This window comes from Thiothrix sp. UBA5583, from assembly GCA_002425225.1.
Classification (GTDB): domain Bacteria; phylum Pseudomonadota; class Gammaproteobacteria; order Thiotrichales; family Thiotrichaceae; genus Thiothrix; species Thiothrix moscowensis.
The window spans coordinates 1-25,772 of the sequence record DILV01000018.1; the positions used below are offsets into that span (position 1 = coordinate 1).

The 25,772-nt window shown below is 53.5% G+C and carries 24 protein-coding genes; 4 read left to right on the forward strand and 20 right to left on the reverse strand.

The window, feature by feature from the left end; genetic code table 11:
• Positions 1–536: PAS domain-containing protein (locus B2U47_RS06280; RefSeq protein WP_296674121.1), on the reverse strand; the 536-nt coding region annotated here is incomplete at its 3' end.
• 300 nt (positions 537–836) lie between these two features.
• Between B2U47_RS06280 and B2U47_RS06285 the strand changes: the two genes are divergently transcribed.
• From B2U47_RS06285 to B2U47_RS06295, 3 genes are all read left to right on the forward strand, one after another.
• A complete protein-coding gene (locus B2U47_RS06285) occupies positions 837–1,154 on the forward strand; it encodes an H-NS histone family protein (RefSeq protein ID WP_296674119.1) in 318 nt (105 codons plus the stop codon).
• A 372-nt stretch (positions 1,155–1,526) separates the two neighbouring features.
• A complete protein-coding gene (dsbD, locus tag B2U47_RS06290) occupies positions 1,527–3,839 on the forward strand; it encodes a protein-disulfide reductase DsbD (protein WP_296674117.1) in 2,313 nt (770 codons plus the stop codon).
• Between the two features lie 198 nt (positions 3,840–4,037).
• On the forward strand, positions 4,038–4,220 hold the full coding sequence (locus B2U47_RS06295; RefSeq protein ID WP_296674115.1) for a PA3496 family putative envelope integrity protein: 183 nt from the start codon (positions 4,038–4,040) through the stop codon (positions 4,218–4,220).
• Between the two features lie 51 nt (positions 4,221–4,271).
• Here B2U47_RS06295 and B2U47_RS06300 read toward each other — a convergent pair whose 3' ends face one another.
• The 7 genes from B2U47_RS06300 to B2U47_RS06330 all read right to left on the reverse strand — a co-directional run bounded on the left by B2U47_RS06300 (position 4,272) and on the right by B2U47_RS06330 (position 12,141).
• Complete coding sequence (locus B2U47_RS06300) at positions 4,272–4,958, reverse strand: tellurite resistance TerB family protein (protein WP_296674113.1); 687 nt, start codon at positions 4,956–4,958, stop codon at positions 4,272–4,274.
• Positions 4,959–4,987: 29 nt separating this feature from the next.
• Complete coding sequence (hda, locus tag B2U47_RS06305) at positions 4,988–5,689, reverse strand: DnaA regulatory inactivator Hda (RefSeq protein ID WP_296674111.1); 702 nt, start codon at positions 5,687–5,689, stop codon at positions 4,988–4,990.
• Complete coding sequence (locus B2U47_RS06310; protein WP_296674109.1) at positions 5,686–6,807, reverse strand: AI-2E family transporter; 1,122 nt, start codon at positions 6,805–6,807, stop codon at positions 5,686–5,688. The genes hda and B2U47_RS06310 overlap by 4 nt, the downstream gene beginning before the upstream one ends.
• A gap of 3 nt (positions 6,808–6,810) precedes the next feature.
• A complete protein-coding gene (locus tag B2U47_RS06315) occupies positions 6,811–7,353 on the reverse strand; it encodes a CDP-alcohol phosphatidyltransferase family protein (RefSeq protein WP_296674107.1) in 543 nt (180 codons plus the stop codon).
• A 106-nt stretch (positions 7,354–7,459) separates the two neighbouring features.
• Positions 7,460–8,107, reverse strand: coding sequence for an OmpA family protein (locus B2U47_RS06320; protein WP_296674105.1), 648 nt, complete (start codon positions 8,105–8,107; stop codon positions 7,460–7,462).
• A gap of 162 nt (positions 8,108–8,269) precedes the next feature.
• The gene (gene dnaE / locus B2U47_RS06325) at positions 8,270–11,794 is read right to left on the reverse strand and encodes a DNA polymerase III subunit alpha (protein WP_296683014.1); all 3,525 of its coding nucleotides are present in this window, start codon (positions 11,792–11,794) and stop codon (positions 8,270–8,272) included.
• Positions 11,791–12,141 (reverse strand): nucleotide pyrophosphohydrolase, encoded by a 351-nt coding sequence (locus tag B2U47_RS06330; RefSeq protein ID WP_296674099.1) that lies wholly within the window; start codon positions 12,139–12,141, stop codon positions 11,791–11,793. Before B2U47_RS06330 ends, dnaE begins: the two co-directional genes overlap by 4 nt.
• A gap of 75 nt (positions 12,142–12,216) precedes the next feature.
• Here B2U47_RS06330 and B2U47_RS06335 point away from each other — a divergent pair, with 75 nt between their 5' ends.
• Positions 12,217–12,753, forward strand: coding sequence for a hypothetical protein (locus tag B2U47_RS06335; RefSeq protein ID WP_296674097.1), 537 nt, complete (start codon positions 12,217–12,219; stop codon positions 12,751–12,753).
• On the opposite strand, the gene B2U47_RS06340 is transcribed toward B2U47_RS06335, so the two are convergent.
• Genes B2U47_RS06340 through ispC form a run of 12 tightly spaced genes read right to left on the reverse strand, consistent with a single transcriptional unit; the run spans position 12,754 to position 25,767 of the window.
• Positions 12,754–15,108 carry a sugar-binding protein gene (locus B2U47_RS06340; RefSeq protein WP_296674095.1) on the reverse strand — a complete coding sequence of 785 codons (2,355 nt, stop codon included), beginning with the start codon at positions 15,106–15,108 and terminating at the stop codon, positions 12,754–12,756.
• 14 nt (positions 15,109–15,122) lie between these two features.
• Positions 15,123–15,695 carry a ribonuclease HII gene (gene rnhB / locus B2U47_RS06345; protein WP_296674092.1) on the reverse strand — a complete coding sequence of 191 codons (573 nt, stop codon included), beginning with the start codon at positions 15,693–15,695 and terminating at the stop codon, positions 15,123–15,125.
• The gene (locus tag B2U47_RS06350; protein ID WP_296674091.1) at positions 15,695–16,231 is read right to left on the reverse strand and encodes a hypothetical protein; all 537 of its coding nucleotides are present in this window, start codon (positions 16,229–16,231) and stop codon (positions 15,695–15,697) included. Before B2U47_RS06350 ends, rnhB begins: the two co-directional genes overlap by 1 nt.
• A gap of 28 nt (positions 16,232–16,259) precedes the next feature.
• Positions 16,260–16,871: a class II aldolase/adducin family protein gene (locus tag B2U47_RS06355; RefSeq protein ID WP_296674089.1), complete on the reverse strand. Its 612-nt coding sequence runs from the start codon at positions 16,869–16,871 to the stop codon at positions 16,260–16,262.
• A gap of 2 nt (positions 16,872–16,873) precedes the next feature.
• Positions 16,874–18,016 (reverse strand): lipid-A-disaccharide synthase, encoded by a 1,143-nt coding sequence (lpxB, locus tag B2U47_RS06360; protein ID WP_296674086.1) that lies wholly within the window; start codon positions 18,014–18,016, stop codon positions 16,874–16,876.
• 3 nt (positions 18,017–18,019) lie between these two features.
• Positions 18,020–18,799: an acyl-ACP--UDP-N-acetylglucosamine O-acyltransferase gene (gene lpxA / locus B2U47_RS06365; protein WP_414717826.1), complete on the reverse strand. Its 780-nt coding sequence runs from the start codon at positions 18,797–18,799 to the stop codon at positions 18,020–18,022.
• Positions 18,796–19,248: a 3-hydroxyacyl-ACP dehydratase FabZ gene (gene fabZ / locus B2U47_RS06370; protein ID WP_296674085.1), complete on the reverse strand. Its 453-nt coding sequence runs from the start codon at positions 19,246–19,248 to the stop codon at positions 18,796–18,798. Before fabZ ends, lpxA begins: the two co-directional genes overlap by 4 nt.
• 5 nt (positions 19,249–19,253) lie before the next feature.
• The gene (gene lpxD / locus B2U47_RS06375; protein ID WP_296674083.1) at positions 19,254–20,297 is read right to left on the reverse strand and encodes a UDP-3-O-(3-hydroxymyristoyl)glucosamine N-acyltransferase; all 1,044 of its coding nucleotides are present in this window, start codon (positions 20,295–20,297) and stop codon (positions 19,254–19,256) included.
• Between the two features lie 6 nt (positions 20,298–20,303).
• Entirely contained in the window at positions 20,304–20,846 is a 543-nt protein-coding gene (locus B2U47_RS06380; RefSeq protein WP_296674082.1) for an OmpH family outer membrane protein, read from the reverse strand.
• 57 nt (positions 20,847–20,903) lie between these two features.
• Positions 20,904–23,213 (reverse strand): outer membrane protein assembly factor BamA, encoded by a 2,310-nt coding sequence (gene bamA / locus B2U47_RS06385; RefSeq protein WP_296674080.1) that lies wholly within the window; start codon positions 23,211–23,213, stop codon positions 20,904–20,906.
• Positions 23,213–24,589, reverse strand: a complete 1,377-nt coding sequence (rseP, locus tag B2U47_RS06390; RefSeq protein ID WP_296674078.1) for an RIP metalloprotease RseP — start codon at positions 24,587–24,589, stop codon at positions 23,213–23,215. The genes bamA and rseP overlap by 1 nt, the downstream gene beginning before the upstream one ends.
• Positions 24,586–25,767, reverse strand: a complete 1,182-nt coding sequence (gene ispC, locus B2U47_RS06395; protein WP_296674077.1) for a 1-deoxy-D-xylulose-5-phosphate reductoisomerase — start codon at positions 25,765–25,767, stop codon at positions 24,586–24,588. The genes rseP and ispC overlap by 4 nt, the downstream gene beginning before the upstream one ends.
• Between the last annotated feature and the right edge of the window lie 5 nt (positions 25,768–25,772).

Sequence of the window (25,772 nt, forward strand, 5' to 3'; positions counted from 1 at the left end):
CCACGGGAAATCCCAAAGAGCCACAGTTTGACCTGCCCAAACTGTAAAGGGTTGGAAGGATAAGCGCGATTGGATTCAAGCACCCTGTCCAGCAACGAGTGCCCCTGCAAATCTTCCAGCTTCAGGACACTGACAACCGGCAACCCCAACACTTTGTCACGAGACCATAGGGTAAGTTTTTCTGCACTGGCGTTCATATACGTAACTCGGCCATGTTGATTGACAACAATGACCCCACCTGCCAAGGCATCAAGAACCCATTCGGTGTTGACCTGTTCAGGCTGTGCATCCGGCTTTGGTCGTACCGTGTCGGTAGTCACAAGAGCTGCTGCACGTACCTGCCTACTGTTACGCACAAGGATATAAAGCAACCCTGTCTGCACCAGCAACATTCCTGTCAGCAGTGACAGTACGGCGGTATCCACCCCGGTTATCACCCCAGAATGGTCAACCACGTGGAACTGTCCGTTAAACCATGCCCAAGCAAGCGCACAGGCTACGCCAGCTACTGACAGGATTGGAACGACTAGGCGCATCAAATCCCCCTGAAACTTGTTACATATTGTTATAATTAAACAGCCTACAATTGTAGAAGCAAATCCTCACTGAAAGCTAGGCCACCCGTCTGATTGATGAACTTTCCATACAAACGGCGTCAAGCATACAACGCCATACCCAATTTACAGCAATAGACCGAAACAATATAAATTTTCTGCAATTTAATTATAAACTCTCCGACTTTTATAAAAACGACCTTGACAATTAAGCGCTGCAACAGGATTATATCGCACATGAACTCTTTCTTTTAACCGCATATAAGGGACAGGTACATAACTGTGGCTAATGTTGATATTTCCAATCTGAGCGTTGCTGAACTCGAAGCATTAAGAGGCAGCATTGAGAATGTAATCGGTAGTCGCCGCCAGACTGAGCTGGTCAACTTGCGTCAGGCAATTGAAGACATGGTTGAAGAAGCTGGTTTTACTTTGGAAGAAGTAATGCAGGCAGCACCTCCAAAAAAACGTGCTGTTCCAGCTAAATACCGTAACCCTGCTGACCCTTCACAAACTTGGAGTGGGCGTGGCAGAAAACCGGGTTGGGTAGAAGAACTGATTGCCAATGGTGGCTCTTTGGATGACTGCCTGATTCAGTAAACCTACAGAAAAAAATCCGGCTCAGGCCGGATTTTTTTCTTTAAAGCCTTTAAAACACACCTCAATATTCCATGTCACGCCTGCGTGCAACCCTTGCCCTGACAGCCTTTCCAGCCATTTGGCTTGTTGCGTAAACCCAACTATTGTTGCAAAAAGTGCTATTCCGTTACAAGCAGCCATTTGACGTTGCGCCGCAACATAAGAAAAAATCCCGCGATGATGAAAAATGACCCCAAGATATTTTGCCGAATACCTGTATTTACTCTACTATTACGCGAGTCTGCATAAATTTCCCATAAGAAGCCTGTGAAAGCAGGAAATAACAGGGAGCGTGTCAGACTACGACAGGATGGATAAACGAGAGACCCAAGAATGAGAAAACTGCTCTGCTTTCTGCTCTTGCTTGTGACAACACAGGCTTATGCACTCAAGCAGGAGGATTTGCTACCACCCGATGAAGCCTTCAAATTCAAGGCTGAGGTGGTATCCCCCGACAAACTGAAAGCGACCTGGGAAATTGCCGAGGGTTACTACCTCTATCGCGACCGTTTTGGCTTTGAAACAGCAACGGCAGATGTATCACTGGCGCAGCCGGTATTTCCTGCCGGAGAGAGCAAAGATGATCCCAATTTTGGTAAAATTGAGGTTTACCACAAGTCTGTCAGTGTTGAAGTCCCTGTTGACCGCACAAAAACAGCCGCAGCGGTTGAACTCGCGCTTAAAGTCAAATACCAGGGCTGTGCTGACGCCGGATTGTGCTATCCCCCCCAGCGCAAAGAAGCCAAACTGACACTGGCAGCAGCAGGGGGCGTAGCAACACCCGCCACGGTTGCAACCAGCAGTGCCCCTACAGCCACAAATCCAGAATCAGGTAACGCAGCAGAAAACGGCAAACTCAAAGATATTTTGCCCTTGCCCAATAAAAAGCGGAATGCAGATGGCCCCTTACCTGTCGATCAAGCCTTTAATCTGCAAATAACGGCGATTGACAAAGGTACACTGAACGCACGCTGGACTGTCCAGCCAAACCACCATTTGTATCGTCCCAAAATCAAGTTCACGGTCAAGGATCCCAAAGGTGTCAGCCTCGGCACGCCTGTTTTCCCAACCGGCAAACAGGTCGACGACGAATACTTCGGCAAAATTGAAGTTTACGGTCAGGATTTTGAGGTCAAAGTTCCAATTTTATCCTCCAGTGGTTTGAAAAAGCTGGTAGTTGAAACCGAATACCAAGGCTGTTCTGACAATACCGGGATTTGCTACCCGCCAGTCAAGGAAGCACGTGAGGTCAGCCTGACTGGTTTACCTGATGCCCAACCAATCGAAGGCAGTGATACGGCATCCTTTGCAGTACCCAATAAAACCTCGGCGGAAGATGAAATATCCAACCGCATGAGGGATAGCAGCTACTTCAGCACCCTGCTGTTTTTCTTCTTTGCAGGACTTGGCTTGGCACTGACACCTTGTGTTTTCCCCATGATTCCGATCCTGTCAGGCATCATCGCCGGTTCCAGTGATCTGTCGCCGCGCAAGGCATTCTGGCTGTCACTATCCTACGTACTACCTATGGCACTGACCTACGCCATTGTCGGCATCATTGCTGGCCTGAGCGGAGCCAACTTGCAGGTTATGTTCCAGAACCCCTGGGTAATCGGCACATTTGCTGGCCTGTTTGTGCTGCTGGCATTATCCATGTTCGGTTTTTACGACCTGCAAATGCCTGCCAGCATCCAGAGCCGCCTGAGTGAAATCAGTAACCGCCAGCAAGGCGGCAGTTTCATCGGTGCGGGTATCATGGGGGTACTGTCTGCCCTGATCGTTGGTCCTTGTGTCACTGCCCCGCTGATTGGTGCACTGGTTTATATTGCCCAGACCCGTGACGCCATACTGGGAGGGTTGTCACTGTTCACCCTTGGCTTGGGGATGGGGCTGCCTCTGCTAATGATTGGTACTTCCGCAGGTCGTCTGCTGCCACGCGCGGGTGCATGGATGGATACAACCAAAGCCATTTTCGGCATCATGATGCTGGGATTAGCCATATGGATGCTCAACCGGGTTGTTCCTATTGAAGTCACTATGGCACTGACCGGCATCCTGCTGACAGTTTCCGGCATTTACATGGGGGCGTTGGAGAAAACCCATGATGAAATGGGCGGCTGGGGACGTTTCTGGAAAAGCCTGGGTCTAATCATGCTGTTCTATGGTGCAATGATCCTGTTCGGCGTGTCGGCTGGCAGCCAAAACCTGCTACAGCCACTTAAAGGTGTATTTGGCGGTGGTTATGCTGTTGCAGCCACAGCCCCAACACATGTCGGTCTCAAGTTTGAAAAAATCAAAGGGTTGCAAGGGCTGGAACAGGCTCTTGCCAAAGCAAAAGCCCAGAACAAACCCGTTATGCTCGACTTTTATGCTGACTGGTGTGCATCCTGCAAAGAACTGGAACACAATACGTTCAAGGATGCTGAAGTTGTAGCAGCTCTAGCTGATACCATCCTGATTCAGGCGGATGTCACTGCCAATGACGAGCAAGACAAAGCTCTGAATGAACTGTTCCGCCTGTTTGGCCCGCCGCAGGTGCTGTTTTTCAAACCGGATGGCGAGGAAATCAAACCAGTACGCCTTGCCGGTTATGAGGAACCCGCCCAGTTTGTGCAACGCATCCAGCGTTTCAAACAAAGCCTGTAAATACCTCTATTCTCTGCACGCTTGTCGGCTAAAACCGGCAGGCCGGAGAATTTGTCGATAGGTCACAGCTTGATCAGCATAAGTTCAGCTATATTTTCTATACTACGAGCGCACTCCTGATTGGGATTGCCGCTAATAAAACGTATCAAACTTCAGTTCTGGGACTTGACCGCAACTTGCGGGAACAGGAGTAACTTCATGCGTAATAACAAAGCATACGATACCGAACAGGAAGACGATCTGTTCAATCTGGAAAAACTACCTGCCGCCTCTGATGGCAAAAAGGTAAAACCGCACGTTGTCCGCCGTAATGTCGAAGACTATCTGGAAAAGAAAGCACTCGAACGCCGTTTGAAAGACGTGTTCGAGGAAAACTTTTAACCTTTTGCAGGAACACCGGCAACCCTCACGGCAAACCGGCACTCCACCGGATTACACAGCCTGTTGCACTGCTGCACCTGTTTCCTCCGGCAATTGCAGAGCCACACGCAAATCCGCCAGATAGGCCTGTTCTGCATCGTTAGCCTCATCAATGACGGCTGCCGATACCAGGTAAATTTCCGTGGCAACAGCCAAGTCGCCCTCCGCCAATGCAGCAATGTCCTTGGCGCTGAGTGGGCGAGCCAATTCATCCATGATCATGTCATTCAAATCACCGTCCAGTTCAGCATTTGCCAATTGCTGGCGGATATTCTCCAGTTCAGCGGAATCCACATGACCATCAGCCTTGGCTGCTGCAATCATGGCTTTCAGCAGGATTTCGGCACTGGCTTTAGGCGCATCCGGTGCAGCAAGCTGTGCAGGTTCAGCCGCCTGGGCTGTACCCTCTCCAGCAGCACCACCAGCCCATTGCTTATACATCTGGTAAGCAAGCCCCCCAACCGCAGCAAGGCTGCCAACCTTGACGGCCGCGCCCGTTACTCGCCGTCCGGTACTGGTTCCCAGCAACAATGCCAAAACCCCAGCAGCGGCTGCACCCGTTTTCATACCTGACAGCATTTTGTCGCGCTGTTCCCCTTCTGTCGGAATCCCCAGTTTTTCTTCAGCCACAGACTGGCCTTTTTGTGCCATTTCCTTACCGGATTGCAGCATCTGATCCAGGAAAGTTTTGATGTCCATGATAGTCTCCTTGTTTTGGTGATAATTGTTCAGTGATTGTCTTGCATGACTTCGCGGATAAACTCGCGGGTAATCTTGCGCCCACGCCTCAGGCTAGCAACGTCCAGCCGATCCAGTAATGCCATAAGGGTAGGCATATCGCGTGAATAATGCCGCTCAATATATTTCATGACGTTATCAGGTAATTCAAAACCGCGTTGATGGGCACGCCATGCCATCGCCTGAATGCAGTATTCGGTACTGACCGGGTGGACACGGTAATCTGGCCCCCACAACAGGCGGGAAGCAAAATCCGGCAGGGTACAAATCATTTCACGCGGATTGGTACGCGCAGCCATGATCAGGGGCTGACCGTTGGCTCGGCAGGTATTGATCAGATTCATCAGGGCAATTTCCCAGTCACGCTGCCCGACAATCGCATCCAGTTCATCCAGCGCGATCAGGTGCTTGTTTTCCAGCCCTTGCAACATGCGGCTACCGTAAGGTGCGCATTGCCCCAGCGGGATGTAGGCTGCCAGCAAGCCCGCTGCATAATGTTGTTGGCAACAGGCTTGCAACAAATGGGATTTGCCCGACTGGGTTTCCCCCCACAGAAACATTTGCGGAAAATGCTGCCCAAAGCCACGTTTGAGAATACCCAACAACCCGGCATTTTCCGGGGTAACAAAGAACGAACTGAACCGATGCCCGTCCCGCATTCCTACGTTCAATGTCAGTTGTTGCTGCATCATTCCGGCTTTTTGTCTCCAGTAACATCCTCATTCAACTCAATGATGGGTACGCCTGTGGGAGATTCAATCCCGTAAATGCGGCTTTGTTTGTAGGTATCATGAATATGCCGCATGATCACCGCCAGGATTGCCGCCACCGGCAAAGCCAGCAGGATGCCGAAGAACCCGAACAGTTGCCCGCCCGCCAACACCGCAAAAATGACTGTAACTGGATGCAGACCGATACGCTCCCCTACCAGCATGGGCGTCAGGATTGTACCTTCTATGACTTGTGCCACGACAAACACTGCCAGCACCCAGAATAGGTCGAAAATATCCGGCGACTGGAACAGGATGGCGATACCTGCCACCCCTACCCCGACAATCAGGCCAAGGTAAGGCACAAAACTGACCACACCGGCGATGATCCCGATCAGCAAGGCAAATTCCAGCCCCACCAACCACAACCCTACCGAATAAATGACCGCCAGCGCCACCATTACCAGCAATTGCCCACGCAGAAACGCGCCCAGCACCTCATCAGATTCCCGCGCCAGTTTGGACAACAGCGGTTGTGTGGAACGCGGCAACAGGTCGTCGATATAAGCCACCATCTGATCCCAGTCACGCAGCAAGTAAAACGTGATGATCGGGATCAGTGCCAGATTGGCAACCCAGCCTAGTACCACGAAACCGGATTCGGAAATCGTTTCGATGGTACTGCGGATAAAACCGCCGGTTTCTTTCCAGTGTGAGGTGAGGATGGTCTTGAGCTTGTCCACTTCCAGTACACTTGGGTCAACCGCAAAACGGTCACGCAACCAGGGAGCCAGCACATTCACTGCCCAGTCGATATAAACCGGGATCATGTTGATGAAACGTTTCACCTGGGTTTCCAGCACCGGCACGAGGAACAGGAAAAACAGCACCAATGTCACACAAATGCTCAGAAAAACTACCGTCACTGCCAGAGTACGCGACAACTTCCAGCGCTCCAGCCGATCTACCAGCGGGTCACCCAGATAAGCCAGAAACGCCGCCACCAGAAACGGGGTCAGGATAGGAGCCAGCAAATACAACAAACTGACAGAGATAAGCCCCACCGCCAACCAGAACCAACGTCCACTTTCCAGAATCATGCTTTAACCTTTTGCCAGCGCATAACGCCCCCACAGATAAACATACGCCATCCCGCTCAAGCAGGTCGTTGCTGCCACCAGCCATTGCAAGCCCTGATTGAACCAGTCTGGCAGTGGATGCATCGCCACATGGAACAGGGTCACTGCCAGCAAGGTAATCTGCAACCCGGTATTCAGTTTGCTGATCAACAGGGGATGCATATCCAGTTTGCCCCGTACCAGCCGGTAGGCAAGGGCTCCCAGTACAATTACTACATCACGCCCGATGACCAGCGCAATCAGCCACCACGGCAAACTGCCTTTCAAACCGAACACGATGAAAACCGATACCACGAACAGCTTGTCCGCTACCGGGTCAAGCATCGCCCCCAAACGGGTAAACCAGCCGTAACGACGCGCCAGAAAACCATCCAGCGCATCGGATAAACCAGCCAGCACCAGTAGAATCAGTGCCAGCGAATAAGAACCTCGCCACAACAACCAGCAAATGGGAGCAATGGACAGGATTCGGACAACCGTGATGATGTTTGGAATTTGTTCCCGCACGTCAAACCCATTATTTATCAGTTTTTTAAACCAAAAAGGCTCCTTTCGGAGCCTCTATGATATAACGGATTGGCGGTCAAGTACCGATTTTCCGACAACAGTGGTGTTATCGCTGCTGGACAGGAATCAGGGTAATTTCTACACGGCGGTTCTGGGCACGACCGTATTCGCTGCTGTTGTCAGCAACTGGGCGGCTTTCACCGTAACCAACTGCCTGCATACGCTGGGCTGCTACCCCCATGCTTGCCAGGTAGGAACGCACACCGTTGGCACGTTGCTGGGAAAGCTGCATGTTGGCTGCATCACTGCCTACGTTGTCAGTGTGACCTGCAATCTGGATGCGGGTATCCGGGAACTGGTTCAGGGTATTGGCTAGGTTGTTCAGGACACCGTAGGACTGTGGCTTGACCGCAGACTGACCAAAGTCAAACGTGATTGCATCCGGCATGGTCAAGACAATATTGTCGTTCTGGCGTTGTACGTCAACACCCGTACCTTGCAATTGCTGGCGCAGGGCTGCTTCCTGCTGATCCATGTAGTTGCCGATGGCAGCTCCCGCCAGACCACCAATAACCGCACCCGCCAACGCACGGTCATCATCCTTGTCACCGGTCGTTTTACCAATCACAGCCCCAGCGATCCCACCGATAACGGCACCTTGCTCAGCACGGGTCATTTCACCGTTAGGGCCGCAACCAACCAGTACTGCCGCAGCCAGACTGCCAATAAACCAGTGACGCATGGAAATTTTCATTTGATGAGTACCTCAATCGTATCGTTGTTATGAACCACACCTTGGAGGCGCGATTCGCCTTATAAGTTCACTATTCTGGAGTGCGCAGTTTGAAAGAATCGCAGGCATTCGTCCAGCAGAATTGGTCAAGCCATCCTGAGCAAGTGGCGAAAGATGTATTGTTCAAAATACCAACCCCACGTTTTCCTTGCCTAATGCCGCACGCAATTCTCGTAGATTGCCATCATCCAGCGCCACCTCCCAGCGATTGCCCAGACGCAATTCCGCCTTGGCTTGTGCATTGCAGTATTCCAATGCGATGGGGAACTTGACAGCTTCAACAGGTTTGAGGAACTTGCGCAGGTCGTTCCAGACAGCACCTTGCACTTGTCCGGCATCCAGCCGTAACACCAGTTTGCGCAGGAAGTTTTCCCGCACCGACTGCATATTGTGGACTTTTTCCACCCGCAAACGGGTTTTGCCGGTACGCTGGTCGGTATCGAGTGTGCCTTCCAGTACCACGCAGGTATCTTTTTCCAGCAAATGTCCGTAATTGTTAAAGGTGTCGGTGAAAATCAGCAGCTCGTAATAGGCGGTATTATCATCCAGTTGCACGAAGGCACGTTTGCCATTGTCGGTATGCTGGGTACGCACGCTGGAAACCAAACCTACCAGCATCACCGGTTCGCGGCGGTATTTCGTACCATCATCTTCGGCAATGTCCGCCAGTTTCTTGCGGTTGCCCAAACCGGCAATTTCTTCCTGGTATTCATCTAGTGGATGCCCGGTGAGGAACAATCCCAGGGTTTCTTTTTCCAGTTTGAGGCGTTCCTTTTCGGGGAATTCGGCGCGGGCAGGCATCACGGATTCGGGCGCATCCTCTTTCACCCCGCCGAACATGCCGCCGAACAAATCCACCTGCCCCGTACCCTGGTCGCGGTTGTGCTGTTCCGCCATCCGCAACGCTTCGGGCAGGAATTCGAGCATGGCGCGGCGTGTGCCGCCGAGGGAATCAAATGCACCGGCTTTGATCAGGGTTTCCAGTACGCGGCGGTTGACCTTTTGTGAACTGCAACGCTTGCACAAATCGGCGAGGGATTTAAACGCACCGTGCTGGTTGCGCTCCTCCACCATCACGCTGAGGGCTGCCTCCCCTGCCCCTTTGACCGCACCCAGCCCGTAAATGATGCGGTTGTTGTCATCGACGGTGAACTGGAAATCGGAACGGTTGATGTCCGGCGGCAGCACTTGCAGGTTCAACTGGCGGCAATCGTCCAGCAGTGTCACCACTTTGTCGGTGTTGTCCATATCCGCTGACAGCACTGCTGCCATGAACGCTGCTGGGTAATGTGCCTTGAGCCAAGCGGTTTGGAAAGCGACCAACGCGTAAGCAGCACTGTGAGATTTGTTGAACCCGTATTCCGCGAACTTTTCCATCAGGTCGAAAATGTAACCCGCCTGATTTTCGTCAATCTGGTTATTCCGCGCCCCCTCCATAAAGATGGAACGCTGTTTTGCCATTTCCTCCGGTTTCTTCTTACCCATCGCACGGCGCAGCATATCCGCACCGCCCAGCGTGTACTGGGCGAGGACTTGCGCAATCTGCATGACCTGTTCCTGGTAAACGATAACGCCGTAGGTCGGTTTGAGGATTTGCTCCAGACTGGGGTGTGGGTATTCGACCTTGGCGATGCCCTTTTTGCGGTTGATGAAGTCGTCCACCATCCCCGACTGCAAGGGGCCGGGGCGGAACAGTGCCACCAGTGCCACCACGTCCTCAAACACATCCGGTTGCAGGCGACGGATCAGGTCTTTCATCCCGCGTGATTCAAGCTGGAATACGGCGGTGGTTTTTTGCGCCTTGAGCAGGTCGAACGAAGCTTTGTCATCCAGCGGGATGCGGTTGATGTCAACGGGCAGCAAGCCTTTGGCTGCCTGCTGGCGGTTGATGGTCTGCAACGCCCAGTCGATGATGGTGAGGTTGCGCAAGCCCAGAAAGTCGAACTTGACCAGCCCCACCCCTTCCACATCGTCCTTGTCGTATTGCGACACCACGCCGTTGCCCTGTTCGTCACAGGCAATCGGGGTGAAATCGGTCAAATCCGACGGCGAAATCAGCACCCCGCCCGCGTGCTTGCCAGTGTTGCGGGTCAGCCCTTCGAGGGAAATCGCCATGTCCAGCAGAGCTTTGACTTCCTCATCCTTGTTATAGAGTTCGATCAGGTCGGGGGAAACACGCTCCGAATCATCCTGTGATTTTTTGGTACGCCCCAGTGCGTCTTCCAGCGTAATACCGAGGACGAACGGGATCAGTTTCGCCACCCGATCGACGAAACCGTAGGGATGCCCCAGCACCCGCCCCACGTCCCGCACCACCGCTTTCGCCGCCATCGAACCGAAGGTGATGATCTGCGACACCTGATTGCGCCCGTAGGTTTGTGCCACGTAATCAATCACTTTGTCACGATTATCCATGCAGAAGTCGATATCAAAGTCAGGCATGGAAACCCGTTCCGGGTTCAAGAAACGTTCAAACAGCAGGTCATAAGCCAACGGGTCAAGGTCGGTGATCTTGAGCGCGTAAGCCACCAGTGAGCCTGCGCCCGAACCCCGCCCAGGGCCGACCGGGATGCCGTTATCCTTCGCCCACTGGATAAAGTCGGCAACGATCAGGAAGTAGCCGGGGAAACCCATCTTGTTGATGACATCGAGTTCGATTTTGAGGCGTTCGTCATAGGGTTTGCGCTTTTCCGCGAACTCCGGCGTACCGCGCGGGTATTGGTCGCCGAGCAGGAAATCCAGCCGTTGTTCCAGCCCCTCCTCACTGACCTTGCAGAAGTATTCGGCTTCGGTCATGCCGTCAGGAATCGGGAATTGCGGCAGGTAGTTCTTGCCCAGCGTCAGCGACACATTGCAGCGTTTGGCGATTTCCACCGTGTTGGCGATGGCGGAGGGGATGTCGGCGAACAGTTCCGCCATTTCCTCCGCCGTGCGCAAATATTGCTGCGGGCTGTAATGCTTGGGGCGTTTGGGGTCAGCCAGCACGTTGCCACTGTTGATGCAGACGCGGGCTTCGTGCGAGGCAAAATCACTTTCGGCGACAAAACGCACGTCGTTGGTGGCGACCACTGGCAGGTCATGGGCAAGCGCGAGTTCCACGGCGGCGTGGATGTAATCTTCCTCACCATCGCGCCCGGTGCGTTGCAGTTCAAGGTAGTAGCGGTCGGGAAAATGCTGTTGCCATTCTTGCAGGCGTTTTTCGGCAAGCTCTGCGTTGCCAGCGAGTAATGCCTGACCTACGTCACCGTCACGCCCGCCGGACAGCATGATCACGCCGTCGCTGAATTCGGCAATCCAGCTACGCTGCACACGCGGCACGCCCAGCACCTGCCCCTGTTGCCAGGCGCGTGAAATCAGCTTGGTGAGGTTGCGGTAGCCGGTGTTGTTCTGGCACAGCAGGATCAGGTGGAACAGGGTGTCGCCGCCGGTTTCATCGACCAGCAGGATGTCCACGCCGAAGATGGGCTTGATGCCAGCACCCATCGCGGCTTTGTAGAATTTCACCAACCCAAAGAAATTGTTCAGGTCGGTGATGGCGATGGCGGGCATCCCGGTCTTTTCAACGGCTTTCATCAGCGGCTTGATGCGGATGGTGCTGTCGGTGAGGGAGTATTCGGTGTGCAGGCGCAGGTGGACGAAGCGGGTCATTTGCTTGCCCCCAACTCGGTGTATTTCTTCGCTGACCCTTTCGCCAGTTCTAGCGGATACTTGGCACGGTTTTTCACCATCTTGCTGCGGATTGCCGCCTCCAGATCAATCCCTAGATCGTGGCACAAATACGCCAGATACACCGCCACATCTGCCACTTCATCCTGCAAGCGCGGCAGCACAGCCTGCACCGCCTCCCCGCATGGGTCTTGCCACTGAAACAGTTCCAGTACTTCGCCTGCTTCCAGTGACAGCGAAATGGCAAGGTTGCGTGGGGTATGGAACTGCTCCCAGTCGCGTTCGGCGCGAAAAGCGATCAGTTCTTGCATCAGGTCGTTCGGCAGCATGGCAGTGTCCCGTTGAATCCAGATACCATTATAATCGTTCCATCCCGCCATGACGGAAGAATAAGGATACCCATCATGCTGAAGTTTTTGCCCGGTATCATTCTGCTACAGGTTATCACGGTAGCACTGGTCATGCTTGCACCCAGCGGGTTGGCAGGCTGGGAATGGTTACGGCTAGGCATCCCGCTGGTGATTGTTGGCCTACTGACGGCGTTCTGGTTCGGAGCGGTTGCCGCCCACCAGCGCAAGGACGAAATCAGCCGCTTGCAGGAATGCCATGCCAAGGAGCGTGAAGCCATCCGGGTCAATGCCGAGCGAGCCAAGCACAAAGTGCTCAAACAGGCGCAACAGGAAACCTTGCAGGAAGTACGCCGCACCTCCACCCAGGCCAACATCAAGGTAGGGCTGGCACTAGCAGGTATGGCAGGCATTGGCGGGCTGTTGTTGCTGACGCAATTCATGACACTGGGTTTGCTGACACTGACCACCGCAGGTGGTGCGCTGGGCGGCTATGTGTTGCGCTTGCGGCAGGAAAAAACCAAACCTGCCCTGCCGGATGCCACGCCCGACCACCCTCGCCTGATCAACGCAACACCCGTGAAAAGCAAGTAATCAGCGCCCGCTAAACAGGATCACACCCCATTGTGCTGGCTCGTTGGCAGCCTGCTGGTTACTTGCCATCCAGCCAATCTTTTTGTCACGTGGACCACCATCATCGTCATCATTGATCTGGATTTCAGCACTCACCCGATGCCTGACGTCCGGTTTCATGCCGAACACCTGCCAGGGAATCCACGCTTCCAGCACATAGCCATCCCTGGTTGCCCGCATGTCGGTCACAATGCTGGCAAGCTGTGCATCCGTCATGGGTGCAGAATTCTTGCCCAGCGTTACCCCACGGCTGCAATCAAACAGCAGATGGAAATCGTTTTTCCCATCAACCTGCGCAGCGCGGCTGTTGTCAGCATCCAGAAAAAATTCAATGGAATCATCATCGACAGGATCAGGTGAATCATGCACCAGCGTTTCGTCATACACCCGCACGCTCAGGTAGAGATACTCCGCATCCCACTTACCCTGCCACTTGCCAAAGCTATCTTTCTTGACCCAATCGCGTGATTCCAGCAACACATCCAGAGTGCGCGGGTTTTCCAGAAAAAAGAACTGTTCCGGATCAGTGGCAGGCCGCCACACGATCACCGGCTCGTCCGGCTTGCGCGGTTTCTGCTGTGCCGGTTGTTCCATTACCTGTGGCTGGGTTGCAGCAGGTGGCTGCCATACGGAAGAATTGCGCTCGGCAATGAAGGACAGCACAGCTGCGTATTTGTATGCCTGTTCGCGCGGCTGACGGATATGCTCTTTCAACCCCCAACAGCCATACCACTGGCAAGTACGCGGGGCAGAAAACAGCATCATCAGCTTGCCCCCGGACTGTTCCCAGCCGTTGAGGAAATCCGTGTAAAGCTGCCCCATGCGTGGGTCGCGGTTGGCAGCGAAAAACAGCGGGTTGGGATGCTGATCAGGCTTGCGGGTTGCCCAGTCCACCAGTCCCTGCCCGCCTTCATACGCCAGCAGGTCGAGCTGATATTGCTGTGTCAGGGCGACATGTTGCTGCGCCATTGTCAGCACTTCCGGCAAGGAGCGGTAGGAATCCGCCTCGGTCGTCAAGCGGAAAATATCGTCGACACTCTGCGCCTCCCGATAACCCTTGATGTTACCACCGAAGTAAGGTGCAATCGCCACCGCATCCACATGCTGGTACATGTCGTTGTAAGTCAGCAGCTTGCGGGTAATGTCAGGGCGGGTATCCCAGCCTCCCAGCACCCGCACAAAACGCTCCCGCCCACCGAACACCTGTTCCCAGATGTCAAACATCTGGCGGGCACGCAAGGTATAAAACTGGAACCCGGCTTCCACCGCATTGATCGACAAGCCCAGTTCAATGCCTTTTTTCTGGGTGTATTCGTTGTGGGTGAAGGTGGTATTCCAGGCTTCATTGGTGTATTCCACATACACTTTCAGTTCGGGGTTGAGATGATCACGCACATAAATGGCGAATTCACGCAGGTACTCATCATCGGCCGCATGGGGCAGATTGAACCAGGCATCCTTGTGCAAGCGGTTGGCAAGCTCCACCATGATCTCCAGCGGCACGCCACGTGCGCCGTAAGTTCCACCCCAGTTGGCTTCTTCCATGTGTGGGCGGTCTTGCCAGTGTTCCACCGGATTGCGGGTGATACCCGACATTGCCATGAAACGGATTGCCTTGAAATCCTTCATGAAATCCAGGTAGTCAGGGTTAAACACAATGCTGGCGTAATGTTCGGCAAAAGCCAGAAACTCGCCGTCCAGCAAGCCACAAGCCGTTGCATCCGTTACCCATTTGAGCGGATTGTTACGGCAAATTCCCCCCGGTGGCAAGATACGGATATTACGCAAGTAATTACCCGCAGTGGTCTGGGTTATGACCAGACTGGCATCCAGTACCCCATCAGCCCCTGCATCAAAGCGGATCACATCCCGCCCCGGCGACTGGTACACCACTTTCACGTCATGCCCGTAACGCAGCTTGCCTTCACCCTCATACAGCACGGTGTATTCACCACCCGGCACAACCTCTGGCGGCAAACTACCCAAAAACTTGGTTCCCACTTCACCACTAGCGATACTGCTGGGCCAGCCATTGGCATCGTAAACCACCCCCTCTGCTTTCAAACCCAGCACATTTTCAGCAAACGGGCTGGCAACCCGGAATAGGTCAACAAACGGGATACTGGCATCTTCGTAGTGAATTTCATTGCTATTGATGCCAACCGGCGATGGCTGGGTAATCACCGGCAATTCCACCTTGCCAGCACCACCCGGCAGAATGGGCTGAAGGTAATGCCGGTAAACATACCAGCCTGCCTGTAGCAGAAACAGCAACAGGGCAAACATCAACAGGATGGTCAGGAGTTTACGCAACATGCATACAGTTCAAGTCAGTCTGCACTGCTTGCCAGTGCCTTTTTGACCGGGGCAAAACTGCGCCGATGGATGGGGCTTGCCCCCTGCTCGCGCAAGGCAGCCAGATGTTCAGCCGTGCCATAGCCCTTGTGACGGGCGAAACCGTATTGGGGATACAAAGCATCCATTGCCAGCATTTCCTCATCACGTACCACTTTGGCAAGAATGGAGGCAGCACTGATCTCCGCCACTGTCGCATCCCCGCCGATAATGGCTTCCATGTTGTAAGGCAGTTTGGGGCAACGGTTGCCGTCAATCTTCACCAGATCAGGCTGGAGCAACAAACCTTCCAGTGCCCGCTGCATGGCCAGAAAAGTGGCTTGCAGGATATTGATGCTGTCGATTTCTGCCACCTCTGCTCGCCCCAGACTCCAGGCCAGTGCCTTGGCACGGATTTCTATTGCCAGTTGCTCACGGCGTCTGGCACTGAGTTTTTTGGAATCATTCAAACCAGCAATAGGTTGCTGCGGGTCAAGGATAACGGCAGCCGCAACCACTGCACCTGCCAGCGGCCCGCGCCCAACCTCATCCACCCCCGCAACCAGCATCAGGCTTTCCTCAGCACGAAAACCGAGGCAGGCGGAACATTCAGCAATACGGTTGCCACCCGTTCAATCCTAAAACCCTCTTTCTGCAAACGTTCAAACAGGCGAATCTGGCGCACAAACGGCGTATAGCTCATCTGCACAATAGTGGAACCCGTATTGAGCGCATCACGGAAATGTTTCACCAGCTTTTCGGAATAGAACGGCCCAGTCACCGGCATACAGGAAACGATCAGGCAATTCGCCAGACCATCCGTATTTTCGTCAATCGGCAGAGTGAAAAAGTCTTTGCCCAACAGTGGGGTATGGCTACCGAAACGCTCATGGAACTGACGCACGAAATCCGGGTGCTTTTCCACAAACACAAACGGAATCGGTGCTGGCATGAAATACTGGGCTACAACCCCACTACCCGTGCCAACAAACACGCCCCGGCTGTAACTGTGAAAAAAGCGGCTAGCCACCTGATGCATTTTCGCACCGAATTTATCACTGGAACTGACAACAGAGCCGGTGGATTTGAATTTGGTTAGGTACATGGTGCATCCCTTAAGTTGACTGAACCAATCATTGATAATAGGTGAGCCTGGCTTCTGCTTCTGCCAGTGTCTTGCCCCAGGCGATAATGCCGTCTTCATGCCCCAGCATTGCCACCAATCCTGTTGATGGGAAACCGTTTTCCCGCACAAGCTGCTGTACGGCAGCCGCCATTTGTGGCGTACCGTAAGGAATCTCCCCCGCTGTCACCCACAGCTTGTGTTTCCGCGCATTTTGCCACAAATCAGGCCAATGGACATGGATCACAGCCTGTACCGAGGGCAAAGATTGATAAATAACCGCATGGGTCATGGCTTCGGAAGACGGCTCTGTTTCCCCGCTGGCCTGCAAACGGTTGGCTTGCGGGCTACAAGCTGTCACTAGGGCATATTGTTGCCGCGTCAGGGCTGGCAAATGCCCGGTCTGGGAACCGGTAATCAGAAAAGCATCCGGCATACCTTGAAGTTCAACCCGATGGCTAAGGTTGCCATAGCCCAGACCGGCATAACGCTGGTCATCCTGACCGATTAAGCTGGCAGCGAACAGGCGGGCACGACAGGCTTCCAGCAACGTAATATCGAGGTGCTCCGGCAATGGCTGGCAAACATAAGTCAGTTGGTACTGGATGACACCTTCCTGCATGACTAAAAAAACCGCTTGATGATGGCTTGGGCTGCACTGTGGCTGGCATTCTGGCGCAATTGCCCGTGCAGTTGTTGAAAATGCTGGAGAATGTACTGCTGCCGTTTCTCGGGCAAGGCAAACATTTGCTCAATGGCTTGCACCAGATTATCGGGAGTGATCTGTTCCTGAAGCAATTCCGTCACCAATTCCTCGTTGGCAAGGTTATTGGGCAAGGTTACAAAACGTACTTTCAGCAGATGGAAGGTGCGGATCAGCCACGCAGTCAGCGGTGCAACCCGGTAAGCAGCCACCATCAGACGGCCTGTCAGCATTCCTTCCAGTACCGCAGTCCCGGATGCCAACAGAATATGGTCGGCTGCCTGCATCAACAGACGGGATTGCCCATCCAGCACCGTCAGTGCCAATGTGGGAGCGTGTTGCTGGCGAATAGTTTCCAGTTGCTGGCGCAAGCGTCCACTGGCAGCGGGGGTCACGAACAACAGATCAGGATATGTTTGTTGCAAACGCACGGCTGCCTGCAAAAAATCCGGGGCAAGACGCTGGAGTTCCCCGGCACGGCTACCGGGCAGGATGGCAAGAATCTGGCGACCTTGTGGCAAACCGAGTTGCTGGCGGGCGCTGACCCGGCAGGCATTGAATTCCACTTCGTCTGCCAGTGGATGCCCGACAAAAGCAGCTTCAATCGCGTGCTTACGGTAAAAATCTACTTCAAACGGAAACAGGGTCAGCATCAGATCCAGTGTTCCCTGCATCTTGCGCACCCGTTTTTCCCGCCAGGCCCATACGGACGGGCTGACATAATGGGCGGTGTGAATACCCGCAGCGTGCAGTTTCGCCGCCAGTGGCAGGTTGAAATCCGGTGCATCCACCCCAATGAACAGATCAGGCGGATCGGCTTGCCAGCGCTGCAACAACTGTTTGCGGATTGACAGTAATTCCGGCAAATGCCTAAGAACTTCCACCAGTCCCATCACCGACAGTTTTTCCAGCGGAAACAGGCTGACACAACCAGCAGCCTGCATTTCAGCCCCGGCGATACCTTCAAAACAGATGTCGGGATAATGTTCGCGCAAGGCAAGAATCAGACGTGCTGCCAGCAAATCACCTGACACTTCCCCGGCAATGATGGCAACACGCTTCATGCGTTAACGGATCAGCCCCCGCTGGCTATTGCGGCAGAAATCCAGCAACAAGGTCATGTCGTCATGCCCACCCAGTTCTGCTTCGATCTTGCTCAAGGCATCCTGGGTGCTCAGGTTTTGACGGTAAAGGATGCGATGGGCTTCGCGGATACGGTGGATAGCTTCAGCACTGAAACCACGCCGTTTCAAACCTTCCAGATTGACGCTACGCGGCTCGGCAGGCGCACCAGCGACCATCGCATAAGGTGGTACATCCTTGCTGATGGCAGAACCCATGCCGCTAAATGCATGTTCGCCGATCACGCAGAACTGGTGAACCAAAGTAAAACCACCCAGGATCACCCAGTCACGGATTTCCACATGCCCCGCTAGGGTTGCACTGTTGGCAAAAATGGTGTTGTTACCGATGATGCAATCGTGCGCAATATGTACGTAGGCCATGATCCAGTTGTCATCGCCCATTACCGTCTTGCCTTTGTCCTGTGTCGTGCCCCGATTGAAAGTACAGCATTCGCGGATGACATTGCGATCGCCAATGATGAGTTCGGTAGGTTCACCCCTGAATTTTTTGTCCTGCGGGGCAGCACCGATGGAGGCAAACTGGAAAATCTGGTTATCTTCCCCGATGCGGGTCGGACCGTCGATCACCACATGTGGCGCAATGCGTGTACCACGCCCGATACTCACATCTGCGCCAACGATGGTATACGCCCCCACTTCAACATCTGCCGCCAGGCTGGCGGACGGATGGATCACAGCAGTCGGGTGAATCAGGCTGCTCACGCTGCGGTCTCTTTCTTGGCAGCACACATCAGCTCAGCCGAAACAGCCAGCTTGCCGCCTACACGCGCCTCAGCATTGAAAACCCACATCATGCCCTTGCGCTTGAGCAATTCCACATGCAATTCCAGTTGGTCGCCGGGAACAACCGTTTGCTTGAAACGCGCCTTGTCGACTGCGACCAGCATGTACAAGGTATCGGTTTGCGGCTCTTCACCCATGGTACGGAACCCCAGCAAACCGGTTGCCTGCGCCAGAGCCTCAATGATAAGCACGCCCGGCATGATGGGCAGGTGTGGAAAATGCCCGTTGACCCACGGCTCGTTGACCGTGACATTCTTAATCGCCGTCAGTGATTTACCGACCTCGTATGCCACCACCCGATCTACCAGCAAAAACGGATAACGGTGTGGCAAGTAATTCCTGATTTGTTCAACGTTCATTGTGCCCATAGTGCTCAATTACTCCCTTTGTTTTGTAAATCTGCCAGTTGCTTTTCCAGCTCGGCAAGGCGACGAGCCAGTTTGTCCAGTTGGTTGAAGCGGGCGACATTTTTACGCCATACGGCATTTTCTATTGCTACCGTACCTGATGAATAAACACCGGGCTGGGTAATGGAATGGGATACCATGCTAGTACCTGTCACAACCACATGATCCGCAATGCTCAAATGCCCAGCAATCGCACACATGCCAGCAATCTGGCAATGCTTACCGATTTGCACGCTGCCTGCCACGGCAGTACACGCTGCCATCGCAGTATGTTCGCCAATCTGGACGTTGTGACCAATCTGGATCAGGTTATCCAGCTTTACCCCATTGCCAATGACAGTGGAACCCAGCGCAGCCCGGTCAATGGTGGTATTTGCCCCGATTTCCACATCATCACCCACCACCACATTACCAACTTGCGGAATCTTGTACCACACACCCCGATCCGGCGCAAAACCAAAACCGTCCGCACCCAGCACAGCCCCCGAATGGATAATGCAGCGTTCCCCCAGTCGAGTATTGTAACCCAGTGTGACGTTGGGGTAGAGACGGGTATGCTCCCCTAGGTGACAGCCATCCCCCAGCACACAGCCTGCACCGATGATGACACCCGCACCGATTACCGTACCTCCCCCAACACTGACATGCGCACCGATGCTGACACCTTCACCAAGCGTCACTCCTTCACCAAGCACAACACTGGGATGAATGCCTGCTTCAGGTCGGGGAACTGGGTGTAACAAGTCTGCGATTTTTGCATAAGCCAGATAGGGGTTGGAATTAACCAGACAGTTGCCTGGATACTGAAGCGCCAAATCAGCAGGCAAGATCAGTGCACCTGCTTGAGATGTTTCCAAATAACGACGATGTTTGCCATCACGAATGAAGCTGATGTCTTGCGCCCCAGCTTTTTCCACTGCTGCCACCGCAAGGATACAGAAACTGCCATCCCCTTGCAGTTGTGAACCAGTATGTTCTGCCAGTTCACGCAATGGTACGCCTGCTGACATCCAGTGTTACTCCTTGGGTTTGGCGTCAGGCGTCACCTGTTCAGCCTGAAATTTCTGTTGCAGATGCTGCATGACCTTGCCGGTAATATCCACCCGGTCACTGGCAACAATGAAATCACTTTCGCGCAAGACAACATCAATCTGTTCCCTTTCCCGTACATCACCGATAGCCTGCACAATCTGGTTCTGGAGGGTATCAATCGCAATCTCGCGAGCGTTGCGGACATCTTCGCGGAAATCATCCATGACACGAGCATATGTACGCTGCCGGTCACGTAGTTCGCGCTGTTTTTGCAACTTGTTCTCTTCCGACAGGGAACCTGACTCAATCTGCGCAGCCAAGCTGTCTTCCAGCTCCTTGATAGCTTTCTGTTCTGTATCCAGAGCTTCTTCGCGTGGCACGAAATCGGTTTTCAGTTTTTCGTTGGCGGCTTTGGATTGCGGGGAGTTTTCCAGCAACTGGGCGACATTGACGATGGCAATACGGAACGGACGCTCAGCCGTATCTGAGCTGGCAGGCGACATGGCAAAACACAACAGGGTAAACAAAATGCTTACCCCTGTTTTCAAACCTGTGTTTACTATTGCACGCACGTTCATGGCTGGTTAGAACGACGCCCCAATGCTGAATTGCACTTTTTGCTCCTCGTCACCGTCTTTGGCATTCAACGGCTTGGCAACACTGATTTCCAGTGGCCCAATGGGCGACAGCCACACCGCGCCAACCCCTGCAGAATAGCGGATGGCTTTGTCATTCGTGCCAGAGGTGCTGTCCGAACGGTTGTAGGCATTACCTGCATCCACAAACGTGCTCATTTTCAGACCTTTTACATCATCAGCAAAAGGTGCTGGGAACTGCAATTCAGCCGTTGCCGACACCATCGTATCGCCCCCCAAAATCTGGTCAGAGTGGGTGCTACTGCGTGGAGCTAGGCTGCTTTGGTCGTAACCACGCACAGAACCGATCCCACCCGCGTAATAACGATCGAAGAACGGCACTTCAGTCGTCTTGCCGGAAGCATTGGCAACCCCTACCCGCCCTTTGGCGACGAAAGTCACGTTGTCAGTGACTTCATGATAGGTTGCGCCCTCATAGCTCAGCTTCTGGTACTGCAAATCGCTGCCCGGTGCAGCAGCCTGCAAGGAAACGCGATGGCGTTGCCCCTTGTCCGGGAAGATGGAACGGTTACGGGTATCATGTACATAGCTGACTGACACCGGAACCTGATTAAACTTGTTGCCATTGTTGGTAACAAAAGTGGTGATCTCGCCCGCCGGATTGTTACCCAGCACAATCTCCCGCCGTTCAACACCCGCACCCACATGCACGGAATCATGCTCACTCAAGGGAATGGTGTAATTGACGTTACCGCCGTAACGGTTGGATGCATAGCTGGAAATCTCTTCTGCTTCCGCATCGTACTTGTTGTAATACACCCCGAAACCACGGCTGATGCCATCGGGCGTGTAATAAGGGTTGGTATAGTTGACGTTGTAATTCTTGTTGACCTTGCTGTTATCAACGTTGACATCCAGTTGCTTGCCTGTCCCCATGAAGTTGTCCTGGTTCAGGTTCACATTGAACAGCACACCCTGCGACTGGGAATAGCCTGCCCCAACCCTGAACTGGTTGGAAGAGCGCTCCTTAACAGTCACAATCAGGTCGATCTGGTCTTCTGTACCTGCCACTGGCTCGGCTTCAATGCTCGCCTCTTCAACATAAGGCAAACGCTCCAGACGGACTTTGGAGCGCTCCACCTGCTCCTTGGAGAACCAGGAACTTTCCAGTTGGCGCAGTTCACGGCGGTAAACTTCATCCTTGGTACGGTTGTTGCCACGGATGTCGATACGGCGCACGTAAGTACGCTTGCCAGTATCAATCGACAAAGTAATACCGACCTGCTTGTTGGCTTCGTCAAACTCAGGCACAGCGTTGATCTTGGTAAACGCATAACCCTGCGAGCCAATCTTACTTTCCAGGTTTTTGCGGGTTTCTTCCAATGCCTTTTGTGAGAACACCTGACCTTTCTGGATTTTGACCGCCTGTGCCAGTTGCTCCTGCGACAAGCCAGGGTTGCCAGCCACACTCACGTTACTGATGCGGTATTGCTCACCTTCATGCACACCGATGGTCAGGTAGATGTCCTTTTTGTCCGGCGTCATGGTGACTTCAGTCGAGGTAATCTCAAAATTCAGGAAACCACGGTCACGGTAAAATGCATTCAAGGCATCCAAGTCGCCGATCAGCTTTTCCTTGGAATACTTATCGCTACTGCTCAGCAACGGAATGGAAAATGCCCCGCGCGGACCTGATTCCAGTTGCTTCAGCAACAGAGCCTCAGGGAATGCCTTGTTGCCAATAATCTTGACCTGTTGAATGCGGGTAACATTACCTTCATTGACGTTGATGTTGACCGCTACCCGGTTACGCGGCAGAGCCTCCAGGGTTGTGTTGACATCCACCCCATAGTGCCCCATCGCCTGATACTGCTCTTCCAGTTCCCGCTGGATACCCAGTAAGGCTTCCTTGTCGAGAGTATCGCCCTTGCCAACATTGCGCAGTTTCAGGGCTTCCATCAGTTTTTCGGTTGGAATCTTGCGGTTGCCCTTGATGTTGATTTCACCAATCGCCGGGCGTTCCACAACCGTAACAACCAGCACGTCGCCCCGCCGCGCCACTTTCACGTCTTCAAACAACCCGGTCTGGAACAGGGTACGGATGGCTTCACCCGTCTGTTTGTCATCAAATGGCTGCCCCACCCGTGCAGGCAGGTAGTTCAGCACGGTTCCGGCGGGGATACGTTCCAAACCATTGACTTCAATGTCCCGCACCACAAATGCAGCCGCCCATGCAGTCTGTGTCAAGACCACCAAACAACTCGCAATAGAAATACCCAGCGTGTGTTTCTTCATCATTAGTTCATCAACCGCATGAAATCGTTATACAAAGCAAGCATCATCAAACAGGCAATGATCGCCATCCCAAGCCGGAATCCAGCAGCCTCCACGTCTTCTGATACAGGGCTGCCTTTTACCAGTTCAATCAAGTAGTACATCAAATGCCCACCATCCAGCATAGGAATGGGCAACAGGTTCAATACCCCCAGACTTACACTGACCACCGCCAGAAACCCGAGGTAATAGGTCAAACCGTAAGAAGCCGATACACCTGCAAATTGCGCGATCGTCACCGGCCCACTGATATTCTTCAAGGCAACTTCGCCCGTCAGCATACGCCCCATCAGTTTTAATGTCATGATGGAAGTATCTGCTGTGCGCTCAAAGCCGCTGAGCAAGGCATCGACCAAGCCAAATGACTGTTCAAAAAATAGTTTTTCGCGCAAGGAATCTGGCGGCGGCTGAAAAGCAATGCCAACCATCACCCGCTTGTGCTCTGCATCCATCTTCGGTACGACCTGAAAATCATGCTCACCATCGGCACGGCGCACCCGCAGGGTAATGGTTTTATCCACCTGGCCTGCTATGTATTGGCTGAGTTGCCCCGGATTGCGGATAACCAGCCCATCGGCTTGCAGGATTTTATCTCCTGCCAACAAACCTGCTTTTTCAGCCACAGAATCCGGCAATACCTTTTCCAACACCGCATCAAACGGCGGCGCCCAGGCATTGAAACCCAGCTTATCCATGACATCGCTATCTTCTTCCAGCAAAGCAGCATCCTTCAGTTCCAGCACCCGCTCGGCATTCACCCCATCCTGGGTTTTAACCCCAACCACCACCCGGTGTTCTGGTGCGGCGAAATAGCCGTCAATCAGGCGCATCGGCATCTCATTCATGCTGGCGATGGATTTGCCATTGATAGACAACACCAGATCACCCGCCTGAAAACCTGCCTTCTCAGCCGGTTTGCCTGCTTCTGCTTCCACATAAGGATAACGGACATCCTGCCCCAGCAAACCGATGGCTGCATACACCGCAATAGCCAACAGGAAATTGGCCAACGGCCCAGCGATGACAATGGCTGCCCGCTTCCAGACTGGCTGACGATTGAAAGCACGGGGAAGCTCCTGCGCTGGAATGGCGCAACCTTCTTCGCATTCACGTTCATCCAGCATCTTGACATAACCACCAAACGGTAGGGCTGCCAGCACATATTCCACCTGATCAGCATCGCGTGAAACCCTGCGCCACAACGGTTTGCCGAAGCCAACAGAAAAACGTAAGACCTTGACGCCCAACTTGCGGGCGACCCAAAAGTGCCCGAATTCGTGCACTGTTACCAGCACACCAATCGTGACAAGAAATGCAGGGATGATAATCAGCAAGCTCATGATGAATAGGCTTTCTTGTTTTTTATCCAGGATAGTGACCGGATGCGGCTTTCCTCATCCTGAACGAGAATATCCGCCAGATTCAGCGGCGTTCCCCGCTCAGCCTGACACATGACATCAGCCACCAGCCGGGGAATATCCGTAAAGGCAATGTCCCGTTGAAGAAAGGCTTTCACCGCTTCTTCGTTGGCCGCATTCAAGGCTATGGTGGCAAACCCACCCAAAGTGTGGGCTTCGTAGGCAAGCGACAAACACGGGAAACGTGCAATATCCGCTCGTTCAAAGTCCAGCCGAGCCGTGGCAAACATATCCAGCGGTGCAACCCCGGAAGCCAGCCGTTCAGGCCAACCCAAGGCATAAGCAATCGGTGTACGCATGTCCGGGTTGCCCAGTTGAGCCAATACCGAACCATCATTATAGGACACCATCGAATGGATGGTACTTTGAGGATGCACCACCACTTCCACCCGCTCCGCAGGCAAGCTAAATAGCCAGCAGGCTTCGATAACTTCCAACCCCTTGTTCATCAAGGTCGCTGAATCCACGGAAATCTTCTGCCCCATCGACCAGTTCGGGTGGGCAACAGCCTGCGCTGGAGTAACCGTTTGCAAATCTGCCGCAGACCAAGTGCGAAAAGGGCCACCCGAGGCAGTCAACAGGATTTTTTCCACCCCATTGCGCCCATCTAACGGCATACACTGGAAAACGGCATTGTGTTCACTGTCGATCGGTAACAGCTCTGCACCATGTTCACGCACTGTGTCGATGAACAATTGCCCGGACATGACCAAGGCTTCCTTGTTCGCCAGCATGACCCGCTTGCCTGCACGTGCTGCCGCCAAGGTTGGCAACAAGCCTGCTGCACCGACGATAGCTGCCATGACGTAATCTGTCTCGGGGCTGCTGGCAACCGCTTCCAGTGCGGCACTGCCTGCCAATACTTCCGTTTCACTGCCTGCTGTGCGCAGGCGCCGCGCCAGCACCTCGGCAGCAGCCGCTTCCACCATCACCGCATAGCGCGGGCGGAACTGCATACATTGTTCAAACAGGCGCTCAACATTGCTATTGGCGGTCAGGGCGAAAATGTGGAAACGTTCCAGGTGACGGGAGAGTACATCCAAGGTACTGACACCGATGCTGCCGCTGGAGCCGAGAACCGTAACCGCTTTGGATGTCATTATGC

Excerpts from the sequence above, each read along its gene's own strand:
- dsbD (WP_296674117.1), top strand. The coding sequence starts at position 1,527 with ATGAGAAAACTGCTCTGCTTTCTGCTCTTGCTTGTGACAACACAGGCT.
- B2U47_RS06295 (WP_296674115.1), top strand. The coding sequence starts at position 4,038 with ATGCGTAATAACAAAGCATACGATACCGAACAGGAAGACGATCTGTTC.
- B2U47_RS06300 (WP_296674113.1), bottom strand. The coding sequence starts at position 4,958 with ATGGACATCAAAACTTTCCTGGATCAGATGCTGCAATCCGGTAAGGAA.
- hda (WP_296674111.1), bottom strand. The coding sequence starts at position 5,689 with ATGATGCAGCAACAACTGACATTGAACGTAGGAATGCGGGACGGGCAT.
- B2U47_RS06310 (WP_296674109.1), bottom strand. The coding sequence starts at position 6,807 with ATGATTCTGGAAAGTGGACGTTGGTTCTGGTTGGCGGTGGGGCTTATC.
- B2U47_RS06320 (WP_296674105.1), bottom strand. The coding sequence starts at position 8,107 with ATGAAAATTTCCATGCGTCACTGGTTTATTGGCAGTCTGGCTGCGGCA.
- dnaE (WP_296683014.1), bottom strand. The coding sequence starts at position 11,794 with ATGACCCGCTTCGTCCACCTGCGCCTGCACACCGAATACTCCCTCACC.
- B2U47_RS06330 (WP_296674099.1), bottom strand. The coding sequence starts at position 12,141 with ATGCTGCCGAACGACCTGATGCAAGAACTGATCGCTTTTCGCGCCGAA.
- B2U47_RS06335 (WP_296674097.1), top strand. The coding sequence starts at position 12,217 with ATGCTGAAGTTTTTGCCCGGTATCATTCTGCTACAGGTTATCACGGTA.
- B2U47_RS06340 (WP_296674095.1), bottom strand. The coding sequence starts at position 15,108 with ATGTTGCGTAAACTCCTGACCATCCTGTTGATGTTTGCCCTGTTGCTG.
- rnhB (WP_296674092.1), bottom strand. The coding sequence starts at position 15,695 with ATGCTGGTTGCGGGGGTGGATGAGGTTGGGCGCGGGCCGCTGGCAGGT.
- B2U47_RS06350 (WP_296674091.1), bottom strand. The coding sequence starts at position 16,231 with ATGTACCTAACCAAATTCAAATCCACCGGCTCTGTTGTCAGTTCCAGT.
- B2U47_RS06355 (WP_296674089.1), bottom strand. The coding sequence starts at position 16,871 with ATGCAGGAAGGTGTCATCCAGTACCAACTGACTTATGTTTGCCAGCCA.
- lpxB (WP_296674086.1), bottom strand. The coding sequence starts at position 18,016 with ATGAAGCGTGTTGCCATCATTGCCGGGGAAGTGTCAGGTGATTTGCTG.
- fabZ (WP_296674085.1), bottom strand. The coding sequence starts at position 19,248 with ATGGGCACAATGAACGTTGAACAAATCAGGAATTACTTGCCACACCGT.
- lpxD (WP_296674083.1), bottom strand. The coding sequence starts at position 20,297 with ATGTCAGCAGGCGTACCATTGCGTGAACTGGCAGAACATACTGGTTCA.
- bamA (WP_296674080.1), bottom strand. The coding sequence starts at position 23,213 with ATGATGAAGAAACACACGCTGGGTATTTCTATTGCGAGTTGTTTGGTG.
- rseP (WP_296674078.1), bottom strand. The coding sequence starts at position 24,589 with ATGAGCTTGCTGATTATCATCCCTGCATTTCTTGTCACGATTGGTGTG.
- ispC (WP_296674077.1), bottom strand. The coding sequence starts at position 25,767 with ATGACATCCAAAGCGGTTACGGTTCTCGGCTCCAGCGGCAGCATCGGT.